At 68.6% G+C, this 20,019-nt stretch carries 26 protein-coding genes; 16 read left to right on the top strand and 10 right to left on the bottom strand.

Going from position 1 to position 20,019, the window contains the following annotated elements:
• Nucleotides 1-22 precede the first annotated feature (22 nt).
• Nucleotides 23-337: a hypothetical protein gene (locus F793_RS0100480; protein ID WP_018867628.1), complete on the bottom strand. Its 315-nt coding sequence runs from the start codon at nucleotides 335-337 to the stop codon at nucleotides 23-25.
• Between the two features lie 252 nt (nucleotides 338-589).
• Here F793_RS0100480 and F793_RS0100485 point away from each other — a divergent pair, with 252 nt between their 5' ends.
• Nucleotides 590-1,393 (top strand): tRNA 2-thiocytidine(32) synthetase TtcA, encoded by an 804-nt coding sequence (locus F793_RS0100485; protein WP_018881968.1) that lies wholly within the window; start codon nucleotides 590-592, stop codon nucleotides 1,391-1,393.
• Nucleotides 1,368-2,279, top strand: coding sequence for a lysophospholipid acyltransferase family protein (locus F793_RS0100490; protein ID WP_018881967.1), 912 nt, complete (start codon nucleotides 1,368-1,370; stop codon nucleotides 2,277-2,279). The genes F793_RS0100485 and F793_RS0100490 overlap by 26 nt, the downstream gene beginning before the upstream one ends.
• Nucleotides 2,280-2,294: 15 nt before the next feature.
• Here F793_RS0100490 and hslU read toward each other — a convergent pair whose 3' ends face one another.
• From hslU to F793_RS13440, 8 genes are all read right to left on the bottom strand, one after another.
• Nucleotides 2,295-3,629, bottom strand: a complete 1,335-nt coding sequence (gene hslU, locus F793_RS0100495; protein WP_018881966.1) for an ATP-dependent protease ATPase subunit HslU — start codon at nucleotides 3,627-3,629, stop codon at nucleotides 2,295-2,297.
• Between the two features lie 46 nt (nucleotides 3,630-3,675).
• A complete protein-coding gene (gene hslV, locus F793_RS0100500; RefSeq protein WP_018141092.1) occupies nucleotides 3,676-4,218 on the bottom strand; it encodes an ATP-dependent protease subunit HslV in 543 nt (180 codons plus the stop codon).
• Between the two features lie 92 nt (nucleotides 4,219-4,310).
• Nucleotides 4,311-5,249 carry a tyrosine recombinase XerC gene (gene xerC, locus F793_RS0100505; protein ID WP_018880954.1) on the bottom strand — a complete coding sequence of 313 codons (939 nt, stop codon included), beginning with the start codon at nucleotides 5,247-5,249 and terminating at the stop codon, nucleotides 4,311-4,313.
• Nucleotides 5,221-5,958, bottom strand: coding sequence for a DUF484 family protein (locus tag F793_RS0100510; protein ID WP_018881965.1), 738 nt, complete (start codon nucleotides 5,956-5,958; stop codon nucleotides 5,221-5,223). The genes xerC and F793_RS0100510 overlap by 29 nt, the downstream gene beginning before the upstream one ends.
• Nucleotides 5,955-6,791, bottom strand: coding sequence for a diaminopimelate epimerase (gene dapF / locus F793_RS0100515; protein ID WP_018867634.1), 837 nt, complete (start codon nucleotides 6,789-6,791; stop codon nucleotides 5,955-5,957). Before dapF ends, F793_RS0100510 begins: the two co-directional genes overlap by 4 nt.
• Nucleotides 6,791-7,465 (bottom strand): trans-aconitate 2-methyltransferase, encoded by a 675-nt coding sequence (locus F793_RS0100520; RefSeq protein WP_018876777.1) that lies wholly within the window; start codon nucleotides 7,463-7,465, stop codon nucleotides 6,791-6,793. Before F793_RS0100520 ends, dapF begins: the two co-directional genes overlap by 1 nt.
• The gene (gene lysA / locus F793_RS0100525) at nucleotides 7,462-8,766 is read right to left on the bottom strand and encodes a diaminopimelate decarboxylase (protein ID WP_018881964.1); all 1,305 of its coding nucleotides are present in this window, start codon (nucleotides 8,764-8,766) and stop codon (nucleotides 7,462-7,464) included. Before lysA ends, F793_RS0100520 begins: the two co-directional genes overlap by 4 nt.
• A gap of 20 nt (nucleotides 8,767-8,786) precedes the next feature.
• Complete coding sequence (locus F793_RS13440) at nucleotides 8,787-8,927, bottom strand: lipoprotein (protein ID WP_018867637.1); 141 nt, start codon at nucleotides 8,925-8,927, stop codon at nucleotides 8,787-8,789.
• Between the two features lie 339 nt (nucleotides 8,928-9,266).
• On the opposite strand from F793_RS13440, the gene soxY reads away from it, so the two are divergent.
• From soxY to F793_RS0100595, 13 genes are all read left to right on the top strand, one after another.
• Nucleotides 9,267-9,737 (top strand): thiosulfate oxidation carrier protein SoxY, encoded by a 471-nt coding sequence (soxY, locus tag F793_RS0100535; protein WP_018867638.1) that lies wholly within the window; start codon nucleotides 9,267-9,269, stop codon nucleotides 9,735-9,737.
• Nucleotides 9,738-9,783: 46 nt separating this feature from the next.
• The gene (soxZ, locus tag F793_RS13300; RefSeq protein ID WP_038032872.1) at nucleotides 9,784-10,068 is read left to right on the top strand and encodes a thiosulfate oxidation carrier complex protein SoxZ; all 285 of its coding nucleotides are present in this window, start codon (nucleotides 9,784-9,786) and stop codon (nucleotides 10,066-10,068) included.
• Between the two features lie 128 nt (nucleotides 10,069-10,196).
• Nucleotides 10,197-10,577, top strand: a complete 381-nt coding sequence (locus tag F793_RS0100545) for a hypothetical protein (protein WP_018867640.1) — start codon at nucleotides 10,197-10,199, stop codon at nucleotides 10,575-10,577.
• 68 nt (nucleotides 10,578-10,645) lie between these two features.
• Entirely contained in the window at nucleotides 10,646-11,239 is a 594-nt protein-coding gene (gene hisB, locus F793_RS0100550) for an imidazoleglycerol-phosphate dehydratase HisB (protein ID WP_018881963.1), read from the top strand.
• 23 nt (nucleotides 11,240-11,262) lie between these two features.
• The gene (gene hisH, locus F793_RS0100555; protein ID WP_018880955.1) at nucleotides 11,263-11,919 is read left to right on the top strand and encodes an imidazole glycerol phosphate synthase subunit HisH; all 657 of its coding nucleotides are present in this window, start codon (nucleotides 11,263-11,265) and stop codon (nucleotides 11,917-11,919) included.
• A gap of 10 nt (nucleotides 11,920-11,929) precedes the next feature.
• A complete protein-coding gene (gene hisA, locus F793_RS0100560; protein WP_018867643.1) occupies nucleotides 11,930-12,658 on the top strand; it encodes a 1-(5-phosphoribosyl)-5-[(5-phosphoribosylamino)methylideneamino]imidazole-4-carboxamide isomerase in 729 nt (242 codons plus the stop codon).
• Between the two features lies 1 nt (nucleotide 12,659).
• A complete protein-coding gene (gene hisF, locus F793_RS0100565; RefSeq protein ID WP_018876773.1) occupies nucleotides 12,660-13,454 on the top strand; it encodes an imidazole glycerol phosphate synthase subunit HisF in 795 nt (264 codons plus the stop codon).
• On the top strand, nucleotides 13,451-13,819 hold the full coding sequence (locus F793_RS0100570; protein WP_018878256.1) for a phosphoribosyl-ATP diphosphatase: 369 nt from the start codon (nucleotides 13,451-13,453) through the stop codon (nucleotides 13,817-13,819). Before hisF ends, F793_RS0100570 begins: the two co-directional genes overlap by 4 nt.
• 198 nt (nucleotides 13,820-14,017) lie before the next feature.
• Complete coding sequence (tatA, locus tag F793_RS0100575; RefSeq protein ID WP_018867646.1) at nucleotides 14,018-14,308, top strand: twin-arginine translocase TatA/TatE family subunit; 291 nt, start codon at nucleotides 14,018-14,020, stop codon at nucleotides 14,306-14,308.
• Between the two features lie 44 nt (nucleotides 14,309-14,352).
• Nucleotides 14,353-15,060, top strand: coding sequence for a Sec-independent protein translocase protein TatB (gene tatB, locus F793_RS0100580; protein WP_018876771.1), 708 nt, complete (start codon nucleotides 14,353-14,355; stop codon nucleotides 15,058-15,060).
• A complete protein-coding gene (tatC, locus tag F793_RS0100585) occupies nucleotides 15,057-16,244 on the top strand; it encodes a twin-arginine translocase subunit TatC (protein ID WP_018881962.1) in 1,188 nt (395 codons plus the stop codon). Before tatB ends, tatC begins: the two co-directional genes overlap by 4 nt.
• 102 nt (nucleotides 16,245-16,346) lie before the next feature.
• Nucleotides 16,347-17,897 carry a 2,3-bisphosphoglycerate-independent phosphoglycerate mutase gene (gpmI, locus tag F793_RS0100590; RefSeq protein WP_018881961.1) on the top strand — a complete coding sequence of 517 codons (1,551 nt, stop codon included), beginning with the start codon at nucleotides 16,347-16,349 and terminating at the stop codon, nucleotides 17,895-17,897.
• Nucleotides 17,898-17,905: 8 nt separating this feature from the next.
• A complete protein-coding gene (locus F793_RS0100595; protein ID WP_026280833.1) occupies nucleotides 17,906-18,262 on the top strand; it encodes a cupin domain-containing protein in 357 nt (118 codons plus the stop codon).
• A 225-nt stretch (nucleotides 18,263-18,487) separates the two neighbouring features.
• Here F793_RS0100595 and pyrE read toward each other — a convergent pair whose 3' ends face one another.
• Nucleotides 18,488-19,123 (bottom strand): orotate phosphoribosyltransferase, encoded by a 636-nt coding sequence (gene pyrE / locus F793_RS0100600; protein WP_018879245.1) that lies wholly within the window; start codon nucleotides 19,121-19,123, stop codon nucleotides 18,488-18,490.
• A 114-nt stretch (nucleotides 19,124-19,237) separates the two neighbouring features.
• Here pyrE and F793_RS0100605 point away from each other — a divergent pair, with 114 nt between their 5' ends.
• Nucleotides 19,238-20,011 (top strand): exodeoxyribonuclease III, encoded by a 774-nt coding sequence (locus F793_RS0100605; RefSeq protein WP_255349399.1) that lies wholly within the window; start codon nucleotides 19,238-19,240, stop codon nucleotides 20,009-20,011.
• The last annotated feature ends 8 nt before the right edge of the window (nucleotides 20,012-20,019 follow it).

Below are 20,019 nucleotides of genomic sequence, written 5' to 3' on the forward strand. Positions count from 1 at the left end.
AAAAAGTCCCGCGGGCGAAAGACTACTCCGGGTCGTCGATCACCCGCCCGCGGTAGACCCGGCGTTTGTGGGTGGGCCGGCCCCCTGCGGATGGCGCCGCGTCGGTCCCGGCGGGCGGCTCGCGCCGCGGCGCGTGCAGATACCCCGACCCTTCGAGCTGGCTGCGCAGGGTCAGCGCCGCGGCCTGCACCAGGCTCGACTGCGAGCGCGCCGCATAATCCAGAATGGTCTCCATGAAGTCCGGGTCACTGACCGACAGCCGGGCCACTGCGGGGAATTCGGCCCGCATGTTCCGCCGCAGTTCGGCGGCCAGGCTGAGGCTCTTGCGGTCGTGCATGGGGGTCCCCGGTGGACATGGGTGTTCCCGAGCTCATGCAAACCCAATGCCACGGCGGGACCCGCCGCGCAGGCCCAGCGTGCGCCCCGGTCGCCGCGATCCCGCACCGCGATCCCGCACCCTGGCGGCGCAACGCTTGCCCGGCCACGGTGCATGCGCGGCCCGCTGCGCCCCAAAGCCTGGCGTGCCCTCTCCCCGGATTGGCATGCCGGTGCTTGCGTGCCGGGCGGCGGCGGCCTATGTTGCGGCCCCATGGAGACACCCGCCGTTCCCGCCTCGATTCGCCGCCTCGCCGGCCGCGCCATCGCCGACTTCGACATGGTGCGCGAGGGCGATCGCATCCTCGTCGGCCTGTCCGGCGGCAAGGATTCCCTGACCCTGCTGTGGCTGCTGCACAACCTCGCACGCCGGGCCCCGGTGCACTTCGAGGTCGGCGCGGTCACCATCAATCCGGAGATCGAGGGCTTCGAGCCGCAGCGCCTGATGGACTATCTCGCCGCCTACGGCATTCCCTATCACTTCGTGTCCGAGCCGATCGCCGAGCTGGCCGACGCGCACATGGACAACGACTCGTTCTGTTCCTTCTGCTCGCGCATGAAGCGCGGCCTGATGTATCGCACCGCGCGGGAACACGGCTACGACGTGCTGGCGCTGGGCCAGCATCTGGACGATCTCGCCGAGAGCTTCATGATGAGCGCGTTCCACGGCGGCCAGTTGCGCACCATGAAGGCCCACTACGCGATCGATGCAGGCGACCTGCGGGTGATCCGCCCGCTGGTCTACGTACGCGAGCGCCAGACGCGGGACTTTGCCGAGGCCGCCGGGCTGCCGGTGATCCTCGACAACTGCCCCGCCTGCTTCGCGATGCCCACCCAGCGCGAGCACATGAAACAGCTCCTGGCGCAGGAGGAGGCGCAGCACCCGCGCTTGTTCCGCAACCTGCGCACGACCCTCAAGCCGCTGATGACCGAAGGCGGCATTCCCCCGCGCGAGCCGCCATCCGCGACCATCGAACCCGAAGCCCCCGAACATGGCCCGACGTCGGCATCTGCGTGATCGCCTGATCGGGGGTGGCCTGCGTCTGCTCGCGCGCCTCCCGCTGCGGGTCAACCACGCCCTGGGCGGCCTGGTGGGGGCGCTGGTCTGGTACCTGCCGACCCGCTCGGCGCGCATCACCCGAATCAACCTGGCGCTGTGCTTTCCGGACAAGGACCCGGCCTGGCGCCGGCGCGTCGGACGGCGTTCCCTGATGGGCATGGGCCGCGCCCTGACCGAGTCCCCCTGGCTGTGGCAGGCGCGCCCGGAGACGCTGGAGGCGCTGGCGGTCCAGCCACCGCACTACGCGCGCCTGCGCGACCGGCCCGTCGGCCGGGCCCTGTTCCTGTGCGCCCCGCATCTCGGATCCTGGGAGTTCGCCGGTCTGCGCGCCGCCCGCCACGGGCCCATGGCCACCCTGTACAGCCCGTTCAAGACGCCGGAGATCGATCGCTGGGTGCGCGAGGCCCGGGCCTCCACCGGCGCCGAGCTGGCCCCGGCCGATCGCAGCGGCCTGCGTATCCTCCAGCAGGCCCGCGATCGCGGCGCGATTATCGGCATCCTGCCGGACCAGAGTCCCAAGGGCGCCTCGGGGCAGCACGCCCCGTTCTTCGGCCGCCCGGCCCTGACCATGACCCTGCTCCCGCGCCTGCTGCGCGGGCGCGGGGATCACGTGGTCTTCCTGTTTGCCGAGCGCCTGCCCGGGGGCCGGGGCTTTCGCTATCACGAGGTCGAGGCCGGGCCGGAGGTGGCCGACCGCGACTTCACCCGCGCGGCCGCGGCGATCAACGCCCATGTGGAGACGCTGGTGCGGCGCTGCCCCGAACAGTACAACTGGGCCTACAAGCGCTTCCACCCGCCGCCCGAGGGCTGGCCGGATCCCTACCGCCCGGGGGCGCCCGAGTAACGGCGCGGCGCGGCGTCAGAGGATGTAGCGGGACAGGTCCTCGTCCTCGACCAGATCCCCCAGGCGCTGATCGACGAATTCGCGGTCCACGGTCACGGCGCCGTCCACGTCCGGGGCGCGGTAGGCGACGTCCTGCAGCAGGCGTTCGAGCACGGTGTGCAGGCGGCGGGCGCCGATGTTCTCGGTGCGCGCGTTCACGTCATGGGCGATCTCGGCCAGGCGGCGCACCCCGTCCGCCTCGAAGCGCAGCTCCACGCCTTCGGTCTTCATCAGCTCGGTGTACTGCTCGGTCAGCGAGGCGGTGGGTTCGGTCAGGATGCGCACGAAGGCGTCCGCCGACAGCGCATCCAGCTCCACCCGAATGGGCAGCCGCCCCTGCAGCTCCGGCACCAGGTCGGAGGGCTTCGACAGGTGGAAGGCGCCGGAGGCAATGAACAGGATGTGGTCGGTGCGCACCATGCCCAGCTTGGTGGACACGGTGGTGCCCTCGATCAGCGGCAGCAGGTCGCGCTGCACGCCCTCGCGCGAGACCTCGCCGCCGCTCGATTTCTCGCTGCCCTTGGCGACCTTGTCGATCTCGTCGAGGAACACGATGCCGCTTTGCTCCACCCGCTCGATGGCGCGCTCCTTCAGGTCTTCCTCGTTGATCAGGCGCGCGGCCTCCTCCTCGATGAGCAGCTTGCGGGCCTCGGCGATCTTGAGCCGCCGCGAGCGGGTCTTCTGACCGCCGAGGTTCTGGAACATCGACTGCAGCTGACTGGCCATCTCCTCCATGCCCGGCGGTGTCATGATCTCCACACCCTGCGGGTTCTGCGAGACCTCGATGTCGATCTCGCGCTCGTCCATGTCGCCTTCGCGCAGGCGCTTGCGCAGCTTCTGCCGGGTCTCGCTGCCGGCGTCCTCCGGCTCGGACTCGGTGAAGCCGGCATTGCGCGGGCGCGGCAGCAGGGCGTCGAGGATGCGTTCCTCGGCGGCGTCCTCGGCCTTGACGCGGTTTTCCTTGATGGCCTCGTCGCGCAGCTGCTTGACCGCGGCCTCGGCCAGGTCGCGGATGATCGATTCGACATCGCGGCCGACATAGCCGACCTCGGTGAACTTGGTCGCCTCGATCTTGATGAACGGCGCGCGGGCCAGCTTGGCCAGGCGCCGGGCGATCTCGGTCTTGCCGACACCGGTCGGGCCGATCATCAGGATGTTCTTCGGCGTGACCTCGGGCTGCAGCTCCGGCGGCAGCTGGCGCCGGCGCCAGCGGTTGCGCAGGGCGATGGCGACGGAGCGCTTGGCCTCGTCCTGGCCGATGATGTAGCGGTCCAGTTCCTGGACGATCTCGCGGGGGGTCATGTCGGTCATGGCAAAAGGGGCCTTGGTCGGATCGGGTCGTCCGGGGCCTGGCGCGTTACTCCGCGTCCAGGCTCTCCAGGGTGATGTTGTGATTGGTATACACGCAGATGTCGGCGGCGATGTTCAGGGACTTCTCCACGATCTCGCGCGCCGAAAGGTCGGTGTTCTGCAGCAGGGCCTGGGCGGAGGCCTGGGCGTAGGGCCCGCCGGAACCGATCGCGATCAGTGCGTTCTCCGGCTCGATCACGTCGCCGTTCCCCGAGATCACGAACGAGTTCTCGCGGTCGGACACGGCCAGCAGGGCCTCCAGCTTGCGCAGGGCGCGGTCGGTGCGCCAGTCCTTGGCCAGCTCCACCGCAGCCCGGGTGATATTGCCGGAGTGCTTCTCCAGCATGCCCTCGAAGCGCTCGAACAGGGTGAAGGCATCGGCGGTGCCGCCGGCAAACCCGGCCAGGATGCGGTCGTGATAGACCCGGCGCACCTTGCGCGCGTTGCCCTTCATCACGGTGTTGCCAAGGGATACCTGGCCGTCGCCCCCGAGGGTGACGGCGCCGTCCTTGCGGACGCAAACGATGGTGGTGCCGCGAAACTGTTCCACGGGGTTCTCCTGTCCGGCTGTGTATCGGGGGGCACGGTGTTGGGTCGCGGCGACCCGGGATCGTTCACCCGGCGGGTGCGATCGCAGCCGGATCAATCTCTCCGGCGGGCCCGCGGATGGGCGGCATCATACACCTGTGCCAGATGCTGATAGTCGAGATGGGTATAGATCTGGGTGGTTTCAAGGTTGGCGTGGCCGAGAAGTTCCTGGATGGCCCGCAGGTCGCCGCTGGATTCCAGCAGATGGCTGGCAAACGCATGGCGCAGCCGGTGCGGGTGCAGGCGCACGTCCAGCCCGGCGCGGCGTCCCGCCTCGGCGACGCGGCGCTGCACCGCGCGGTTGCCGATGCGCGGGCCGCGACGGCTGACGAAGACCGCCCGCTCGTCCGGCGCTGCCCAGTCCCCCCGGTGCCGCAACCAGGTGCGCAGGGCCTCCCGCGCCTTGCGCCCCACCGGCACGCTGCGCTCGCGCCGGCCCTTGCCGAGCACCCGCACCAGTCCCGCGTCCAGGTCGAGATCGGTCAGATCCAGCCCGGTCAGTTCCGACAGGCGCAGCCCGGAGGAATACAGCAGCTCCAGCATCGCCTGGTCGCGGGCGGCCAGCGTCGGGTCCGGGCCCTCGGCCGGAGCCAGGGCCTGCTGTGTCTGGTCGACATCGAGATCGCGCGGCAGGGCGCGCCCGGCCCGGGGGCCGCGCATGCCGGACGCCGGGTTGGCGGGCATGCGCCGCTGTTCCACCTGGTAGGCAAAGAAGCCGCGTGCAGCGGACAGGAAGCGCTGAATGGAGCGCGGGTGATGGCCCTGGCGCGCCAGTTGCCCGGCGATGCGGCGCATGTCGGCCGGCCTGAGCGCCTCCCAGGGGCCGTGATGCAGGCTGCGCAGGCGCGTCAGGTCGCGTCGATAGGCCTTGACGGTATGCGGCGAATGGCCGCGAACGTCGCTCAGGTGGCCCAGAAACGCCGTGATATCCGCATCCTGCGCGGGCGCGTCCCCGGTCGCCGGGTCAGGCCGCGGCGTGGGTCCGCTCGACATGGCAGCGGATCGACTCGGCCAGCAGGTCGCCGATGTGGGTCACGAAATAGGTGCCCATGTCGGGCTGGAAGCGGTTCGCGGATTCGCTCGCCAGGCCGAGCACGCCGATCCGGTCGGCATCATCGCCCAGGGGCATCAGGATCGCGGATCCGATCTCCTCGGCATCGTCGAACAGTACATCCAGCATCTCGGCGGGGACCCGGCCACACTGGGCCTTGCCGCGGCTGAACAGCGGGTCGAAGGTGCCCAGCTCACCCTTGTCCAGCGCATGCAGGTCGTCGACCTTGCGATGCGCCAGGCGGATGCTGACGCGCTCCGCGCCCAGCTCGTTGCGCAGGGCGTCCTGGGTCAGGGCCAGCACGGCGTCCAGGTTTTCGGCGCGCATCAGGGTCTTGGCCAGTTCGTGCAGGTGCTGGCCCATGCGTTCGTTGTCGCGGGCGCGCTCGACCAGCTCGCCCATGTGCTGCTCCATCGCGCGGTGCTTCTCGCGCAGCAGCGCGACCTGGCGCTCCAGCAGCGAGACGGCCCCGCCGGATGGGTGGGGGATGCGCAGGATGTCCAGCAGCGGCAGGTGGTCCTGGAAGAAATCCGGGTGCGCGCGCAGGTAGGCCTCGACGTCGGCGGCGCCGATCGGGGCTTGCGGGTTCTTTTTCGGCGAGCGGGTCTTCGCGGTCTCTGCAGCAGAGGCGTTGGAGGATTGCCCAGTCATAGATCGATCCAGCCGTTGAATACCGTGGTGGCCGGCCCGGTCAGCCAAACCGGTGCCTCGGCCTGTCCGTCCCAGCTTAGCACAAGGGTCCCGCCCGGCAGGGCCACCTCGACGTCATCGTCGACCAGTCCGCGGCGGCGCAGCACGGCCATCGCGGCGGCCGCGCCACTGCCACAGGCCAGCGTCTCGCCGACCCCGCGCTCGAATACCCGCAGGTCGACATGGCCGCGGTCGCGCAGCGCGGCGAAGCCGACGTTGACGCGCCGCGGGAAGCTCTCGTGGCGTTCGATGATCGGGCCGATCTCGGCCACCGGGGCGCGCGCGACGTCGTCGACCAGGATCACCGCATGGGGGTTGCCCATGGACACCGCGCCGAGGGTGATCGAGTGGCCCTGTACGTCCAGGGTGTAGGCGTCGGCCTCGGCCTCGGCGACCAGCGGGATGCGCGCCGGCGCGAACTCGGGTCGGCCCATGTCCACGCGCACCCGCTCGTCGTCCTCGACATGCAGCACGATGCGCCCGCCCAGGGTCTCGACCGGGATCTCGCGGGCCTCGGTCAGGCCCTGCTCGCGCACGAAGCGGGCGAAGCAGCGCGCCCCGTTGCCGCACTGCTCCACCTCGGAGCCGTCGGCATTGAAGATGCGGTAGCGGAACAGTGCCTGCGCCGGATCGCTCGGCGCCTCCACCAGCAGCACCTGGTCGCAGCCGATGCCGAAGTGGCGATCCGCGAGATGGCGCAGCGTCGATGCGTCCAGCCGGACCGACTGGCGGATGCCATCGATCACCACGAAATCGTTGCCCAGCCCGTGCATCTTGGTGAATTCGAGACGCATCAGCGGTGCCCCGGCAGGTGACCGAAAATGATCATGTGGCGGTCCGACGTGACGTGGACGGTAAAACCGTCGAGGCCGGCGGCGGCCAGCTGCGCGCGCACCTCCTCGGGCGTGAAGGCGGCGTGCAGGGAGTGCTCGAAGTCGCGCCGCAGGACGTCCGGGTCATCGGCTGCGTACTGCGCGACCAGGGCCTGGACGGACTCGGTCGAGTCCGGGCGGCGCAGGTCCATCACGAATACCGCTGCCCCCGGTGCCCCGTCGCGGCGGATCGCCTGCCACAGCACCGCGGGGTCGTGCAGGTGATGCAGCAGGGAGTTGCTGATGATCGTGGCATACGGGGCACGCGGGCCGCGGGCCTCGGGCAGGCAGCCCTCGGCCAGATGAACCCGCCGCGCGGCCGGGTGACCGGCCATCAGGGCGTCGCCGGCGGCCAGCATCGCGGGCGCGCCGTCGAGGCCGTCCACCTCGCAGTCGGGGTAGCGCGCGGCGAAGCGCAGCGAGACGTCACCCGGGCCACAGCCGAGATCCAGCACCGGCCCGGTCACCGGGCCCGGGAAGACCTCGGCGAAGGCATCCACGAAGCCCTCGTGCGGGGCGGCGAAGTCGGCCTCGGCGTAGGCGCGTGCCTGCGCAGGCTCCAGCATCAGCTCCGGTTCGGGCTGGCGCGGGATCACGGGGCCACGCTCCCGGGCGGGTCCGTGTCATCCGGGTCCACGTCTTCAGAATCCTGGGGCAGCATGCTCTCGCGCATCATCAGGTGATCCACCTGCTCGCGGCGGTTGATGATCTGGAAGTGGTCGCCGTCGACCATCACCTCCGGCGGGCGCGGCCGCGAGTTGTAATTGCCGGCCATCACATAGCCGTAGGCCCCGGCAGAGCGCACCGCGAGCAGGTCACCGGCGGCCAGCGCCAGTTCGCGCTCGCGGCCGAGGAAGTCGCCGGTCTCGCAGACCGGGCCGACGATGTCGTAGGTCCGCGTCGCCGTGTCGTCGCGCTGTACCACCGGCACGATCTCCTGCCAGGCGCCGTACAGCGCCGGGCGCAGCAGGTCGTTCATCGCGCCGTCGACGATCGCGAAGTCATGCGCCTCGGTGTGCTTGAGGTATTCCACCCGGGTCAGGAACACGCCGGCGTTCGCCGCGATGGCGCGGCCCGGCTCCAGCAGCACCTTCAGGCTTCGTTCGCCCAGCACCTCGCGCAGGGCGCTGGCCCAGACATCGGGCTCCGGCGGCGTCTCGTCGCGGTAGCGCACGCCCAGGCCACCGCCGACATCGATGTGTTCGAGTGTGACGCCGTCCTCGGCCAGCTGATCCACCAGCGCCAGCACACGCTTGAGGGCATCGGTGAACGGATCAATGCGGGTCAGCTGCGAGCCGATGTGGAAGTCGACGCCGGTGGCCGCCAGGTGCTGGCTGTCACGCACCCGGGCATACAGCGCCGGCGCCTCCTCGATCGCCACACCGAACTTGTTCTCGCGCAGCCCGGTGGCGATGTAGGGGTGGGTCTCGGCATCGACGTCCGGGTTCACCCGGATCGACACCGGGGCCTGAATGCCGAGCTCTGCCGCGACCGTCTCCAGCCGCTCCAGCTCCGGCGCGGACTCGACGTTGAAACAGTGGATGCCGACCTCCAGCGCGCGGCGCATCTCGGCGGCGGTCTTGCCGACGCCGGAGAACACGATCTTCGCCGGGTCGCCGCCGGCGCGCAGCACGCGTTCCAGTTCGCCGCCGGAGACGATGTCGAAGCCGGCGCCCAGGCGCGCGAGCACGTTCAGCACCCCCAGCGCGGAGTTCGCCTTCACCGCGAAGCAGACCTGGTGCGGGGTCCCGATCAGCGCCTCGCTGAACGCGCGATAGTGGCGCTCCAGCGTGGCACGGGAATACACGTAGGCCGGGGTGCCGACCAGTTCGGCCAGGCCGTCCAGGGCCACACCCTCACAGAACAGCGTGTCGCCGTGGTAGTCGAAATAGTCCATCTAGTGGTCCTTCAGCGGGATCATTGCGGGTTGTGCTCCTCGGCTTCCTCGTCATCGGGCAGGTAGAGATCGCCCTTCTGGCCGCAGGAGGCGAGCATCTGCATCGTGCCGAGTACGACGATCACGGCGATCAACAGCCATTGGGCCTTGCAGGAAAACATGGTCGGGTCCGGGGTCTACGTTGCATGGAAAGGCGATAGTGTGCCATTGATACGCCGCTGGCTTCAGGTGCCAGGGCCCCTGACAGGCCGTTGCATCCCGATGAAATTCACCCGATTTCGAATCGCGATGATTCGTTCATCAATGATTCAGCGAGGTTTGGGACGATGCATCTGCGAGACCAGCAAAAAGACCACTGAAGCTGGTCAGGGGGCGGATTCCGGTCCGCAGGGAATAGACCCCTGCAGGTCGCCGTCCAAAGCAACAGGCGTCACAGCGGTTCACCGCGAAGACGTCCCGGATTATCCGGAACTGACCCACAAGATGAGAGGAGATCATCCATGATTAGCACCAAGCGCCGTGTCTTCCTGAAAGGCACTCTCGCCGCCGGTACTGTCGGTGTCGCCGTCGGGGCCGGTCTGCTCGCCCCGAGCAAGCTGCTTGCCGCCTGGCCGTCCGAAGCCTTCGCCGCCGAAGGTCTGGAAGCCGCCTTTGAAGCGGTGACCGGTTCCAGCGACATCGCTGACGGTGACGTCACCCTGAGCGCCCCGGAAATCGCCGAGAATGGCGCCGTGGTCCCGGTGTCCATCGAGTCCAGCCTGGACAACGTGACCGAAATGGCCGTGTTCGTCGAGCTGAACAACCAGCCGCTGACCGCCCACTACGTCCTGGGTGATGGCGCGCATGCGAACGTCTCCGGCCGTATCCGCATGGGCGAGTCCTCCAACGTGGTCGCCGCCGTGAAGTCCGGCGACACCTGGTACAAGACGGTTCAAGAAGTGAAGGTCACGGTTGGTGGCTGCGGCGGCTAACGCCGACCCCGAACCGCTGATCCGAACACTACTGGAGGTTTAAGATATGTCTATTCGAGTTCGCGCCCAGGAAAGCAACGGCGTTATCAATATCCGTGCGCTGATGAGCCACGACATGCTGGTCCCCGACGATGACGGTGGCCCGCACTTCATCGAGACTGTGGAAATTGCGCGTAACGGCACCACCGTCGTCACCGCCAACTGGAACTACACCGTCTCCCGCAACCCGTTCCTGCAGACCGAGATCGACGGCGCCTCTGGCGACACTGTGTCCATCTCCTGGACGGACAACCAGGGTGAATCCGACTCGACCGAGGTCGAAGTGCGGTAATCAGGAGCATTCATGCTCTTGAATCAAAGCCGGGGCTTGCCCCGGCTTTTTTTGTGCCCGGGTTCGGCCCGTCGCACCCCGGCCTTTCTGGCCTACACTCCAGACAGGCCCATGCCGAGCGACGAGCCATGCCACCCCATTCCCCGCCGCGAAACCCGGATGCTGAACCCGCGCTGCGCCCGGCCCTGCTCCTCGAACCCCACCAGCCCCTGTGGCAGCGCCTGCCGCGGCGCGACGCCGAAGGCCGTCGGCTGGCGGACTTCATGATGCTGATCCCCGGTCTGCGCCAGCGCCCGCGCGCCGAGATCCACGCCCGGGCGCTGGCCATCGAGCGGGTCCTCCATGGCTACGGGGCCGATATCGCGTTCGTCGAGCTGAACCTGAAGCTGAACACGCTGTGGGTCTCGCTGAGCGCGCGGCCGGGGATCTGCAGCGAACTGCCCTGCGCCATCCAGGAGGCTGTCCCCGAGGCCTTGCTGGTCGGCCCGAAGCTGGGGTCGCGCGGATAAGTCCCGCAGTCATACCGGGCGCGGGCCAGCCTTGCTACACTGGCGTTTTATCGTGCCTGAACCGGAACATGACTGAACGCACCGCATCCGTCCGCCGCGACACCCTGGAGACCCGCATCGCCATCGAGCTGAACCTCGACGGCACCGGGCAGAGCCGCCTCGAGACAGGCATCCCGTTCCTCGATCACATGCTGGATCAGGTTGCCCGCCACGGCCTGGTCGATCTCGACGTGCGTGCCGAGGGCGATCTGCATATCGATGCCCACCACACGGTGGAGGACATCGGCATCACCCTGGGCCAGGCGCTGGCGCAGGCGCTGGGCGACAAGAAGGGCATCCGCCGCTACGGCCATGCCTACGTCCCGCTGGACGAGGCCCTGTCGCGCGTGGTGATCGACTTTTCCGGGCGCCCGGGGCTGGAGATGCACGCCGACTTCCGCCGCTCGCACATCGGCGAATTCGATGTCGACCTGTTCCACGAGTTCTTCCAGGGCCTGGTCAACCACGGCTGGATGACCCTGCATATCGACTGTCTGCGTGGTGACAATGCCCACCATGTCGCCGAGACCATCTTCAAGGCCTTCGGACGTGCACTGCGCGTGGCGGCGGAAATGGATCCGCGCTCGGCGGGCATGATGCCGTCCACCAAGGGAACCCTGTAACGGACAAGGGACGAGACCCGGCCATGGAAACTGTTGCCGTCATCGATTACGGCATGGGCAATCTGCACTCGGTCGTGCGTGCGCTGGAGCACGAGGCCGCGGCCGATCAGCGTGTGCTGCTCACGGACGAGTCCGAGACCCTGCGCGAGGCGGACCGCCTGGTGTTCCCCGGCCAGGGTGCGGCGGGGGATGCCATGCAGGCGCTGGCCGGGCGCGGCCTGGACCGGCTGCTGCCGGAACTGGCGGCGGACCGGCCCTTCCTCGGCCTGTGCCTGGGCCAGCAGATCCTGATGGACACCAGCGAGGAGAGCGGCGGGGTCGACCTGCTGGGCATCCTGCCGGGCCGGGTGGCGCGCTTCCCTGCGATGGAGGGTGCGGATGGCCGCCGCCTGAAGATCCCCCACATGGGGTGGAACCGCGTGCTGCCGGCGCGCGAGCACCCCCTGTGGCACGGTCTGCCCGAGACCCCCTGGTTCTACTTTGTCCACAGCTACCGGGTGCAGCCCGAGCGCGAGGCGGATGTGGCCGGGCGCACCGATTATGGCGAGACCTTTGCCTCGGCACTGGCACGGGGCTCGTTGTTCACCATGCAGTGCCACCCGGAGAAGAGCGCTGCCTGCGGGCTGCGCCTGCTGCACAATTTTCTGCGCTGGGACGGAGACGGTCCCGGCGCGTCGTGAGGAGTCGAAGATGCTGGTCATCCCCGCAATCGATCTGAAGGAAGGCAAGTGCGTTCGCCTGCGCCAGGGGAACATGGACGATTCCACCGTGTTCGGCGAGGACCCGGTGGAGATGGCGAAGCGCTGGGTGGACGCCGGGGCCGAACGCCTGCACATCGTGGACCTGGACGGCGCCTTCGCCGGCCAGCCGCGCAATGCCCAGGCGGTGCACGCCATCGCGAAGGCCTTCCCCGACCTGCCGATCCAGATCGGCGGTGGCGTACGCGACGAGGACACGGTACAGGCCTATCTCGATGCCGGGGTCGAGTTCGTGATCATCGGCACCCGCGCGGTCAGCGCCCCGCACTTCGTGAACGACCTGTGCCTGGAGTTTCCCGGCCGCATCATCGTCGGGCTGGACGCCAAGGACGGCAAGCTCGCGGTGGATGGCTGGTCCAAGCTCTCGCACCACGATGTGATCGACCTGGCCCAGCACTTCGAGGCCGACGGCGTGGTGGCCTTCGTCTACACCGACATCGCCCGCGACGGGATGATGAAGGGTCCCAACGTGGAGGCCACCGCACGCCTGGCGAGCAACGTGCGCGTGCCGGTGATCGCCTCCGGCGGTATCAGTTCACTGGACGACATCCGCAACCTGGCGGCGCGCGAGGAAGACGGTATTACCGGCGCGATCGTCGGCCGGGCCCTGTACGAGGGCGCCTTCACCCTGGAGGAGGCCCGCGCGGCCGCCGGGAGCTGAGATGCTCGCCAAGCGCATCATCCCCTGCCTGGATGTCGACGCCGGCCGCGTGGTCAAGGGCGTCAACTTCGTCGGCATCCGCGATGCCGGGGACCCGGTGGAGATTGCCCGGCGTTACAACGCGCAGGGCGCGGACGAGATCACCTTTCTCGACATCACCGCCTCCAGCGACGACCGCGAGACCATCCTGCACGTGGTCGAGGCGGTCGCGCGCGAGGTCTTCATCCCGCTGACGGTCGGGGGCGGCGTGCGCGCGGTCGAGGACATCCGCCGCCTGCTGAACGCCGGGGCCGACAAGGTCTCCATCAATACCGCCGCGGTGCACCGCCCGGAGCTGGTGCGCGAGGCCGCCGACTGGGTCGGCAGCCAGTGCATCGTGGTCGCGATCGACGCCAAGCAGGTCAGCACGGGGAATGAGCCACCGCGCTGGGAGGTCTTTACCCACGGAGGGCGCCGCGAGACCGGGCTGGACGTGGTCGAGTGGGCGCAGCGCATGGAGGCCCTGGGGGCCGGCGAGATCCTGCTGACCAGCATGGACCGCGACGGTACCCGCATCGGCTTCGATCTGGCCCTGACCCGCGCGGTCAGCGACGCGGTGGGCATCCCGGTCATCGCCTCCGGCGGCGTCGGTGAGCTCCAGCACCTGGTGGAGGGCGTGACCGAGGGCCATGCCGACGCGGTGCTGGCGGCCAGTATCTTTCATTTCGGCCAGCACACCGTGGGCGAGGCCAAGGACGCGATGGCGGCGGCCGGTGTGCCGGTGCGACCGAACGATGCCGAGGTGGCCACGCAATGACCGAGTCCGCGCCCAACCATCCCGCCGGCGCCGAGGTGCTCGCCGCACTGGCCGAGGTCATCGAGCAGCGCCGTCAGGCCGACCCGGAGCAGTCCTATGTGGCGAAGCTCCACGCGCGCGGCCTGGACGAGATGCTGAAGAAACTGGGCGAGGAATCGGCGGAGACCCTGATCGCCGCGAAGAACGATGATACCGACGCCCTGGTGTCGGAAATGGCCGACCTGTGGTTTCATGCTCTGGTGGTGCTCGCGGCGCGCGGCCGGCACCCGGACGATGTCCTCGACGAACTGGCGCGACGTTTCGGCCTGTCGGGTGTCGCGGAGAAGGCCGCGCGCGAAACGAGTGGACGTCGCTCCGATCACTGATGATCTCCCGGCGGCCTTTGACTGGCTCCGGTAAAGCGTTCGTTCATGTTGCCCGGCTACACTGCGGTCACCGTGTCGGGTCCGTGTGCCAGAGCAATCCGGGCGCGAGCATGTACATGACCCGGCGTGCCGCACAGTTGATTATGGGCCTGGCGCCGTTCAGGCTACCCAAAAGTTGTTTTACCGGAGACAGAATCCATGGGTATCGGTGGTATCAGTATTTGGCAGCTCCTCATTATCCTGCTCATCGTCGTGTTGCTGTTCGGCACCAAGAAGCTGCGCAACATGGGGGGGGATATCGGTTCGGCGATGAAGAACTTCCGCCAGGCGGTCAAGGACCCCGACGCCGAAGAGAAGAAGGAAGGCGAAGACGGCGAGACGCGCGAGGTCGAGGACCAGACCGACGACAAGGGTCGCGTGGTCGACGCCGAGGTCAAAAAGAGCAGCGAAAAGGATTCCGACGCCTCGCAATCGGACAAGAAGTCCTGAGCCTCGCGCCCGGCGCGGTGGCCCGGCTCGAACGGCGGTAGTCCATGTTCGATATCGGCTTCTGGGAAATCATCATCATCGTGCTGGTGGCGCTGCTGGTCGTCGGGCCGGAGCGGCTGCCCGGGCTTGCGCGCGAGATCGGGCGCTGGGTGGGCAAGACCCGGCGTTTCGTCCACAGCGTGCGCTCGGATTTCGAGCAGGAGCTGCAGACCGACGAGCTGCGCAAGATGCTGAAGAGCCAGGATCGCGAGATCCGCCAGCTCAAGAACATGATGGACGAGACCGAGACCAGCCTGCGCGAGGAGTTCGAGGACACCGAGCGCGGTCTGCGGGAGGACATCGAGGGTCAGCCGAAGACCGGCAAGCACCTCTCGGACTCCGAGCAGAAGGCGCTGGCCGAGAAGAAGCCGGCCAAGCCGGCGGTGCGCGACAAGCCCTCGATGCGCAGCCCCGACGCGGCGGTGCGCGGTGGCGACGCTGAAACGCCGGATACCGACGCCGAAGCCGACGAACCGACCGAGGTGCGCCGGGTGCCCACGCAGGGCGATCTGGACGGCAATCTGATGACCGACGACCCGGCGTTGGCCGCCGAGCAGAAGGCACGGGCGGCCGACGGGCCGCGTCCGGAGCGCAAGAAGCCGGCGGTGCGCGAACGCCGGACCCCGGATCCCGCGGACGAGGGCTCGCGCCCGGCACGGGACTCGACGACCGACACCACTCACGACGACCAGACCCCTGACAAGCACTCATGAGCAAGACCAAACCGGGGGTCGAGCCGAGTCCGGAAGCCACCGAGACCCTGCTCACGCATCTGATCGAGCTGCGGGACCGCATCCTCAGGATGTTCATTGCCATCCTGGTGGTGTTCCTGATCCTGTTCCCGTTCGCCAACCCGATCTACACCTGGCTGGCCGACCCGCTGATGCAGCACCTGCCGGAAGGCACCAGCATGATCGCGATCGACGTGGCCGCGCCGTTCCTGATCCCGTTCAAGCTGACCCTGCTGCTGGCCGTGGTCCTCAGCATCCCGTACCTGCTGTACCAGGTCTGGTCCTTCGTGGCCCCGGGCCTGTACGCCCACGAAAAGAGCATGGCGCTGCCGCTGGTGGCCTCGTCCACCATGCTGTTCTACCTCGGGATGGCATTCGCCTATTTCGTGGTGTTCCCGCTGATCTTCGCGTTCTTCACCGCCACCGCCCCCGAGGGCGTGTCGGTGATGACCGACATCTCGCGCTACCTGTCGTTCGTCATCATGCTGTTCATCGCCTTCGGCATTGCCTTCGAGGTGCCGGTGGCGACCATCCTGCTCGTCTCCATGGGGGCGACCACCCCGGCCAAGCTGGCGCAGAAGCGCCCCTACGTAATCGTCGGGGTGTTCCTGGTGGGGATGGTGCTCACCCCGCCGGATATCATCTCGCAGACCCTGCTGGCGCTGCCGATGTGGCTGCTGTTCGAGATCGGCCTGATCCTGTCGCGGATCATGGAGCGCAAGAAGGCCGAACGGCGCGCTGGCGCGGGCGGTGACGCGGACACGGGCGACGACGACGGCCCGGATGATGACGGCCCGGGCGGTGGCAAGCCGCGGGGTGGCGGCAGCGGCGGCGGATCGCGCAAGACGGCCGCGGCGAGTTCGGCGGCGACGGCATCCGGGACGACCGGGACCGCCGCCGGGGCGGGCGAAAGTGCCACGGCGGCCGCGCGTACCGGGTACACCCCGCTGACCGATGACGAAATGGATGCCGAGCTGGACCGCATCGAGGAAGAGCAGGCTGAACTGCGCCGTCAGCGGGCCGCCCGCGATTCCGGGGGCACGCCCGCCGGCTCTGGAGAGCAACCGGCGGTCTCCGGCACGGCGGGCGACGACACCCCGCCCGGCGCCGATTCGGACCCCGGGGACGCCTCAACCGAGGCGGATGACACGCAGCGCGATCGCTGAACCGGCCGGGGCGCCCGCGATTTGTGCGGCCCGGCGCCCCGCCAAGCATCGGAAGTTGCTAAAATACCCGGGTAACCCATTGACCCAGGTAATGATCCCGCGATGGCCGATCCGCGTTCCACCCCCCGCCGCCCTGTCCTGCTGATCGTGATGGACGGAGTCGGCGTGAACCCCTCCAAGCTGAACAATGCCTACGCCGAGGCCGACACCCCGCGTCTCGACGAGTATCTCTCGACCCATACGCACACCACGCTGGATGCCTGTGGCCGCGCGGTCGGGCTGCCGGACGGGCAGATGGGCAACTCCGAGGTGGGGCACCTGACGCTGGGCGCGGGGACCGTGATCAACCAGGACCTGGTGCGCATCGACGACTCCATCGCCGACGGCAGCTTCTACGAGAACGACGCCCTGGTCAGCGCCGCCCGGGCGGCCGCCAACAACGACCTGCCCCTGCACCTGATCGGCCTGGTCTCCGATGGAGGCGTGCACTCGCACATCCGCCATCTGCGCGCCCTGGTCGAGATCTGCCAGCGCGAGGGCGCGCGGCCGATGGTGCACATGATCACCGACGGCCGCGACACCGCCCCGCGCTCGGCGCTGAACTACCTCGACCCGCTGGAGGAAGAACTGGCCAACGCCGGCGGCGCCATCGCCACGGTTTGCGGGCGCTATTACGCAATGGACCGTGACAAGCGCTGGAAGCGCACCGAGAAGGCCTTCCGTGCCATCGCCTATGCCGAGGGCGAGCCCGCCGGTTCCGCCCGCGAGGCCATCGAGGCCGCCTACGCGGCCGGCGAGGACGACGAATTCATCAATCCGCGCATCATCAACGGCGGCGCCCCGCTGGGCGAGGACGCGGTCTGCGTGCTGTTCAACTTCCGCAACGACCGCCCGCGTCAGCTCACCGCCGCCCTGGGCATGGACGACTTCGACGGCTTCGACCGCGGCGACTTCCACCCCGTGGCGGAAACCTGCCTGACCGAGTACGACCCGCGCTTCCTGTCACCGATTGCCTTCCCCCCGGAGCGCCCGTCGACCACCCTGGGCAGTACCATCGCCTCCGCCGGTATCCCGCAGTTCCATTGCGCCGAGACCGAGAAATACGCCCACGTGACCTTCTTCTTCAACGGCGGCAAGGAAGAACCCTACGCAGGCGAGCAGCGGGTGATGGTCCCCTCGCCGTCCGTGGATACCTACGACGAGCAGCCGGAGATGAGCGCCAAGGAGGTGGCCGACGAGACCATCCAGGCGATGCAGAGCGGGCGCTACGGGTTCATTCTGGTCAACTTCGCCAACGGCGACATGGTCGGACACACCGCCAAGCGCGAGGCGCTGATCCAGGCGGTCCAGACCCTGGACCAGGAGGTCGGTCGGGTCCTGGACGCCGCGCGGGAGCTGGAATACTCCGCGATCGTGACCGCCGACCACGGCAACTGCGACGAATACGTCGACCCGGTGACCGGCGCCCCGCATACCCAGCACACCATCTACCCGGTGATGTGCATGATCACCGACTCCCAGCGCTGGCGCCTGCGCACCGGCGGCGGCCTGGCCGATGTCGCCCCGACTGTGCTGGAACTGATGGGGGTGCCCAAGCCCGCCGCGATGGGTGGCCAGAGCCTGCTGCTCGAGGAAGTGCCGGAGTCCGCGTGAGCCCGATGATGCATACGCGCTACGCCGACATCCTGGCCTATGACACCAAGGACGGCTCCGAGATCCGCGAGCTGATGCACCCCGATGTGCACGGCAACGCCGCCCAGAGCCTGGCCGAGGCCGTGGTCGAGCCCGGTGCGATCACGCGCCTGCATCGCCACGCGCGCACCGAGGAGCTCTATCACGTCACCCGTGGCCAGGGCGAGATGCGCCTGGGTGAGGCGACCTTCCCGGTGACGGTGGGTGACACGGTCTGCATCGCGCCCGGCACGCCGCATAACATCCGCAACACCGGCGCCGAGCCCCTGCATATCCTGTGCAGCTGCTCGCCGGCGTACTCGCACGACGACACCGAGCTCCTGTAGCCCGTTCTGCGGGCTCATCCGCACCCGTCCTTGTGAGGACCGCCGCCGTCGAAGCGGAAAGGCTGCGTTGAACGGCCGCGGGGCGAGCGAAGCGAGTAACCGCCGGCCGGAGCCACCGACGGGTGGGGCGGGCCGGCGGCTTTCTACCGCGCTGGGAGATTGCTTCGTCGGCTGCACCTCCTCGCAATGACGGAGGTGGACGCTGAAGCGGTGGTGCGCGTCTCCCTAAACGCCGTACTCGGCGCGGTAGGCGCGCAGGGCCTCCAGGTGTTCCGGCGCGCGGCCGGTCTCCTCGAGCATGCGGACCAGGTCGCCCAGCCGGGCGACGCGCACCACCTGCAGGCCCAGATCGGCCTCGACCTCCTGGATCGCGGAGCGCTCGCCGCGGCCGCGCTCCTCGCGGTCCAGAGCGATCGCCACGCCGACCGGGGTGGCCCCGGCGGCCCGGATCAGGTCCACCGATTCCCGGATCGCGGTGCCGGCGGTAATCACGTCGTCCACGATCAGCACCCGACCCTCCAGCGGGGCGCCGACGATGTTGCCGCCCTCGCCGTGGTCCTTGGCCTCCTTGCGGTTGAAGGCCCAGGGGCGGTCCATGCCGTGGTCGCGATAAAGCGCCTCGGTGACCGCGGCGGCCAGCGGAATGCCCTTGTAGGCCGGGCCGAACACCAGGTCGAACTCGATACCGGAATCCCTGATCGCCTGCGCGTAGAACTCGCCCAGCCGCGCCAGGTCCGAGCCGCGATTGAACAGCCCCGCGTTGAAGAAGTACGGGCTCACCCGTCCGGACTTCAGTGTGAACTCGCCAAAGCGCAGGACATCGCGTTGCAGGGCGTATTCCAGAAAGGCGTGGGCGGTCATCGGGGCGGCTCCGGTCGTGAAACGCCGTATTTTGACACACCCGCTTGCGGATCCGGCATCCGTGCGGTCCCGGGGCCTTTTCCGCGCCCGCGCGCACGGGTATTGTTCCCCGCCATGCGCATACTCTCGATGAACGCCAACGGCATCCGTGCCGCCGCCCGCAAGGGTTTCTTCGACTGGCTCCCGTCCACCGAGGCCGATGTGGTCTGCATCCAGGAGACCAAGGCCCAGATCCATCAGATCCAGGGCGAGCCGTTCCATCCACCCGGCTACCACAGCGTCTATGTCGACGCCGTGAAGCCCGGCTACAGCGGCGTGGCGCTGTACAGCCGACGCCAGCCGGACGAAGTCGTGACCCGCATCGGCTTCGAGGAGGCCGACAACGAGGGCCGCTATGCCGAGATGCGGTTCGGCAACCTGTCGGTGCTCTCGCTGTATCTGCCCTCGGGTTCCTCGGGCGACCACCGCCAGGACTCCAAGTGGCGCTTCCTCGAGTTCTTCCGCCCCTGGCTGGCGGAACGCATGCAGGACGGGCGTGAATGGGTCATCTGCGGCGACTGGAACATCGCCCACAAGGAGATCGACCTCACCAACTACAAGTCCAACCGCAAGAACTCCGGCTTCCTGCCGGAGGAGCGGGCCTGGCTGGACCACCTGTTCGACGAGATCGGCATGGTCGACGTGTTCCGCCGGCTGGACGGGCGCCCCGAGCAGTACACCTGGTGGTCCAACCGCGGACAGGCCTGGGCGAAGAACGTGGGCTGGCGGATCGACTACCAGATCGCCACCCCGGGCATTGCCGCCACCGCGCGCGATCCGTACATCCACACCGACGACCGCTTCTCCGACCACGCGCCGTTCTGGATCGACTATGACTACCAGCCCTGACCGGGGCC

Origin of the sequence: Thioalkalivibrio sp. ALE22, assembly GCF_000381445.1 — a bacterium.
Taxonomy (GTDB): Bacteria; Pseudomonadota; Gammaproteobacteria; order Ectothiorhodospirales; family Ectothiorhodospiraceae; genus Thioalkalivibrio.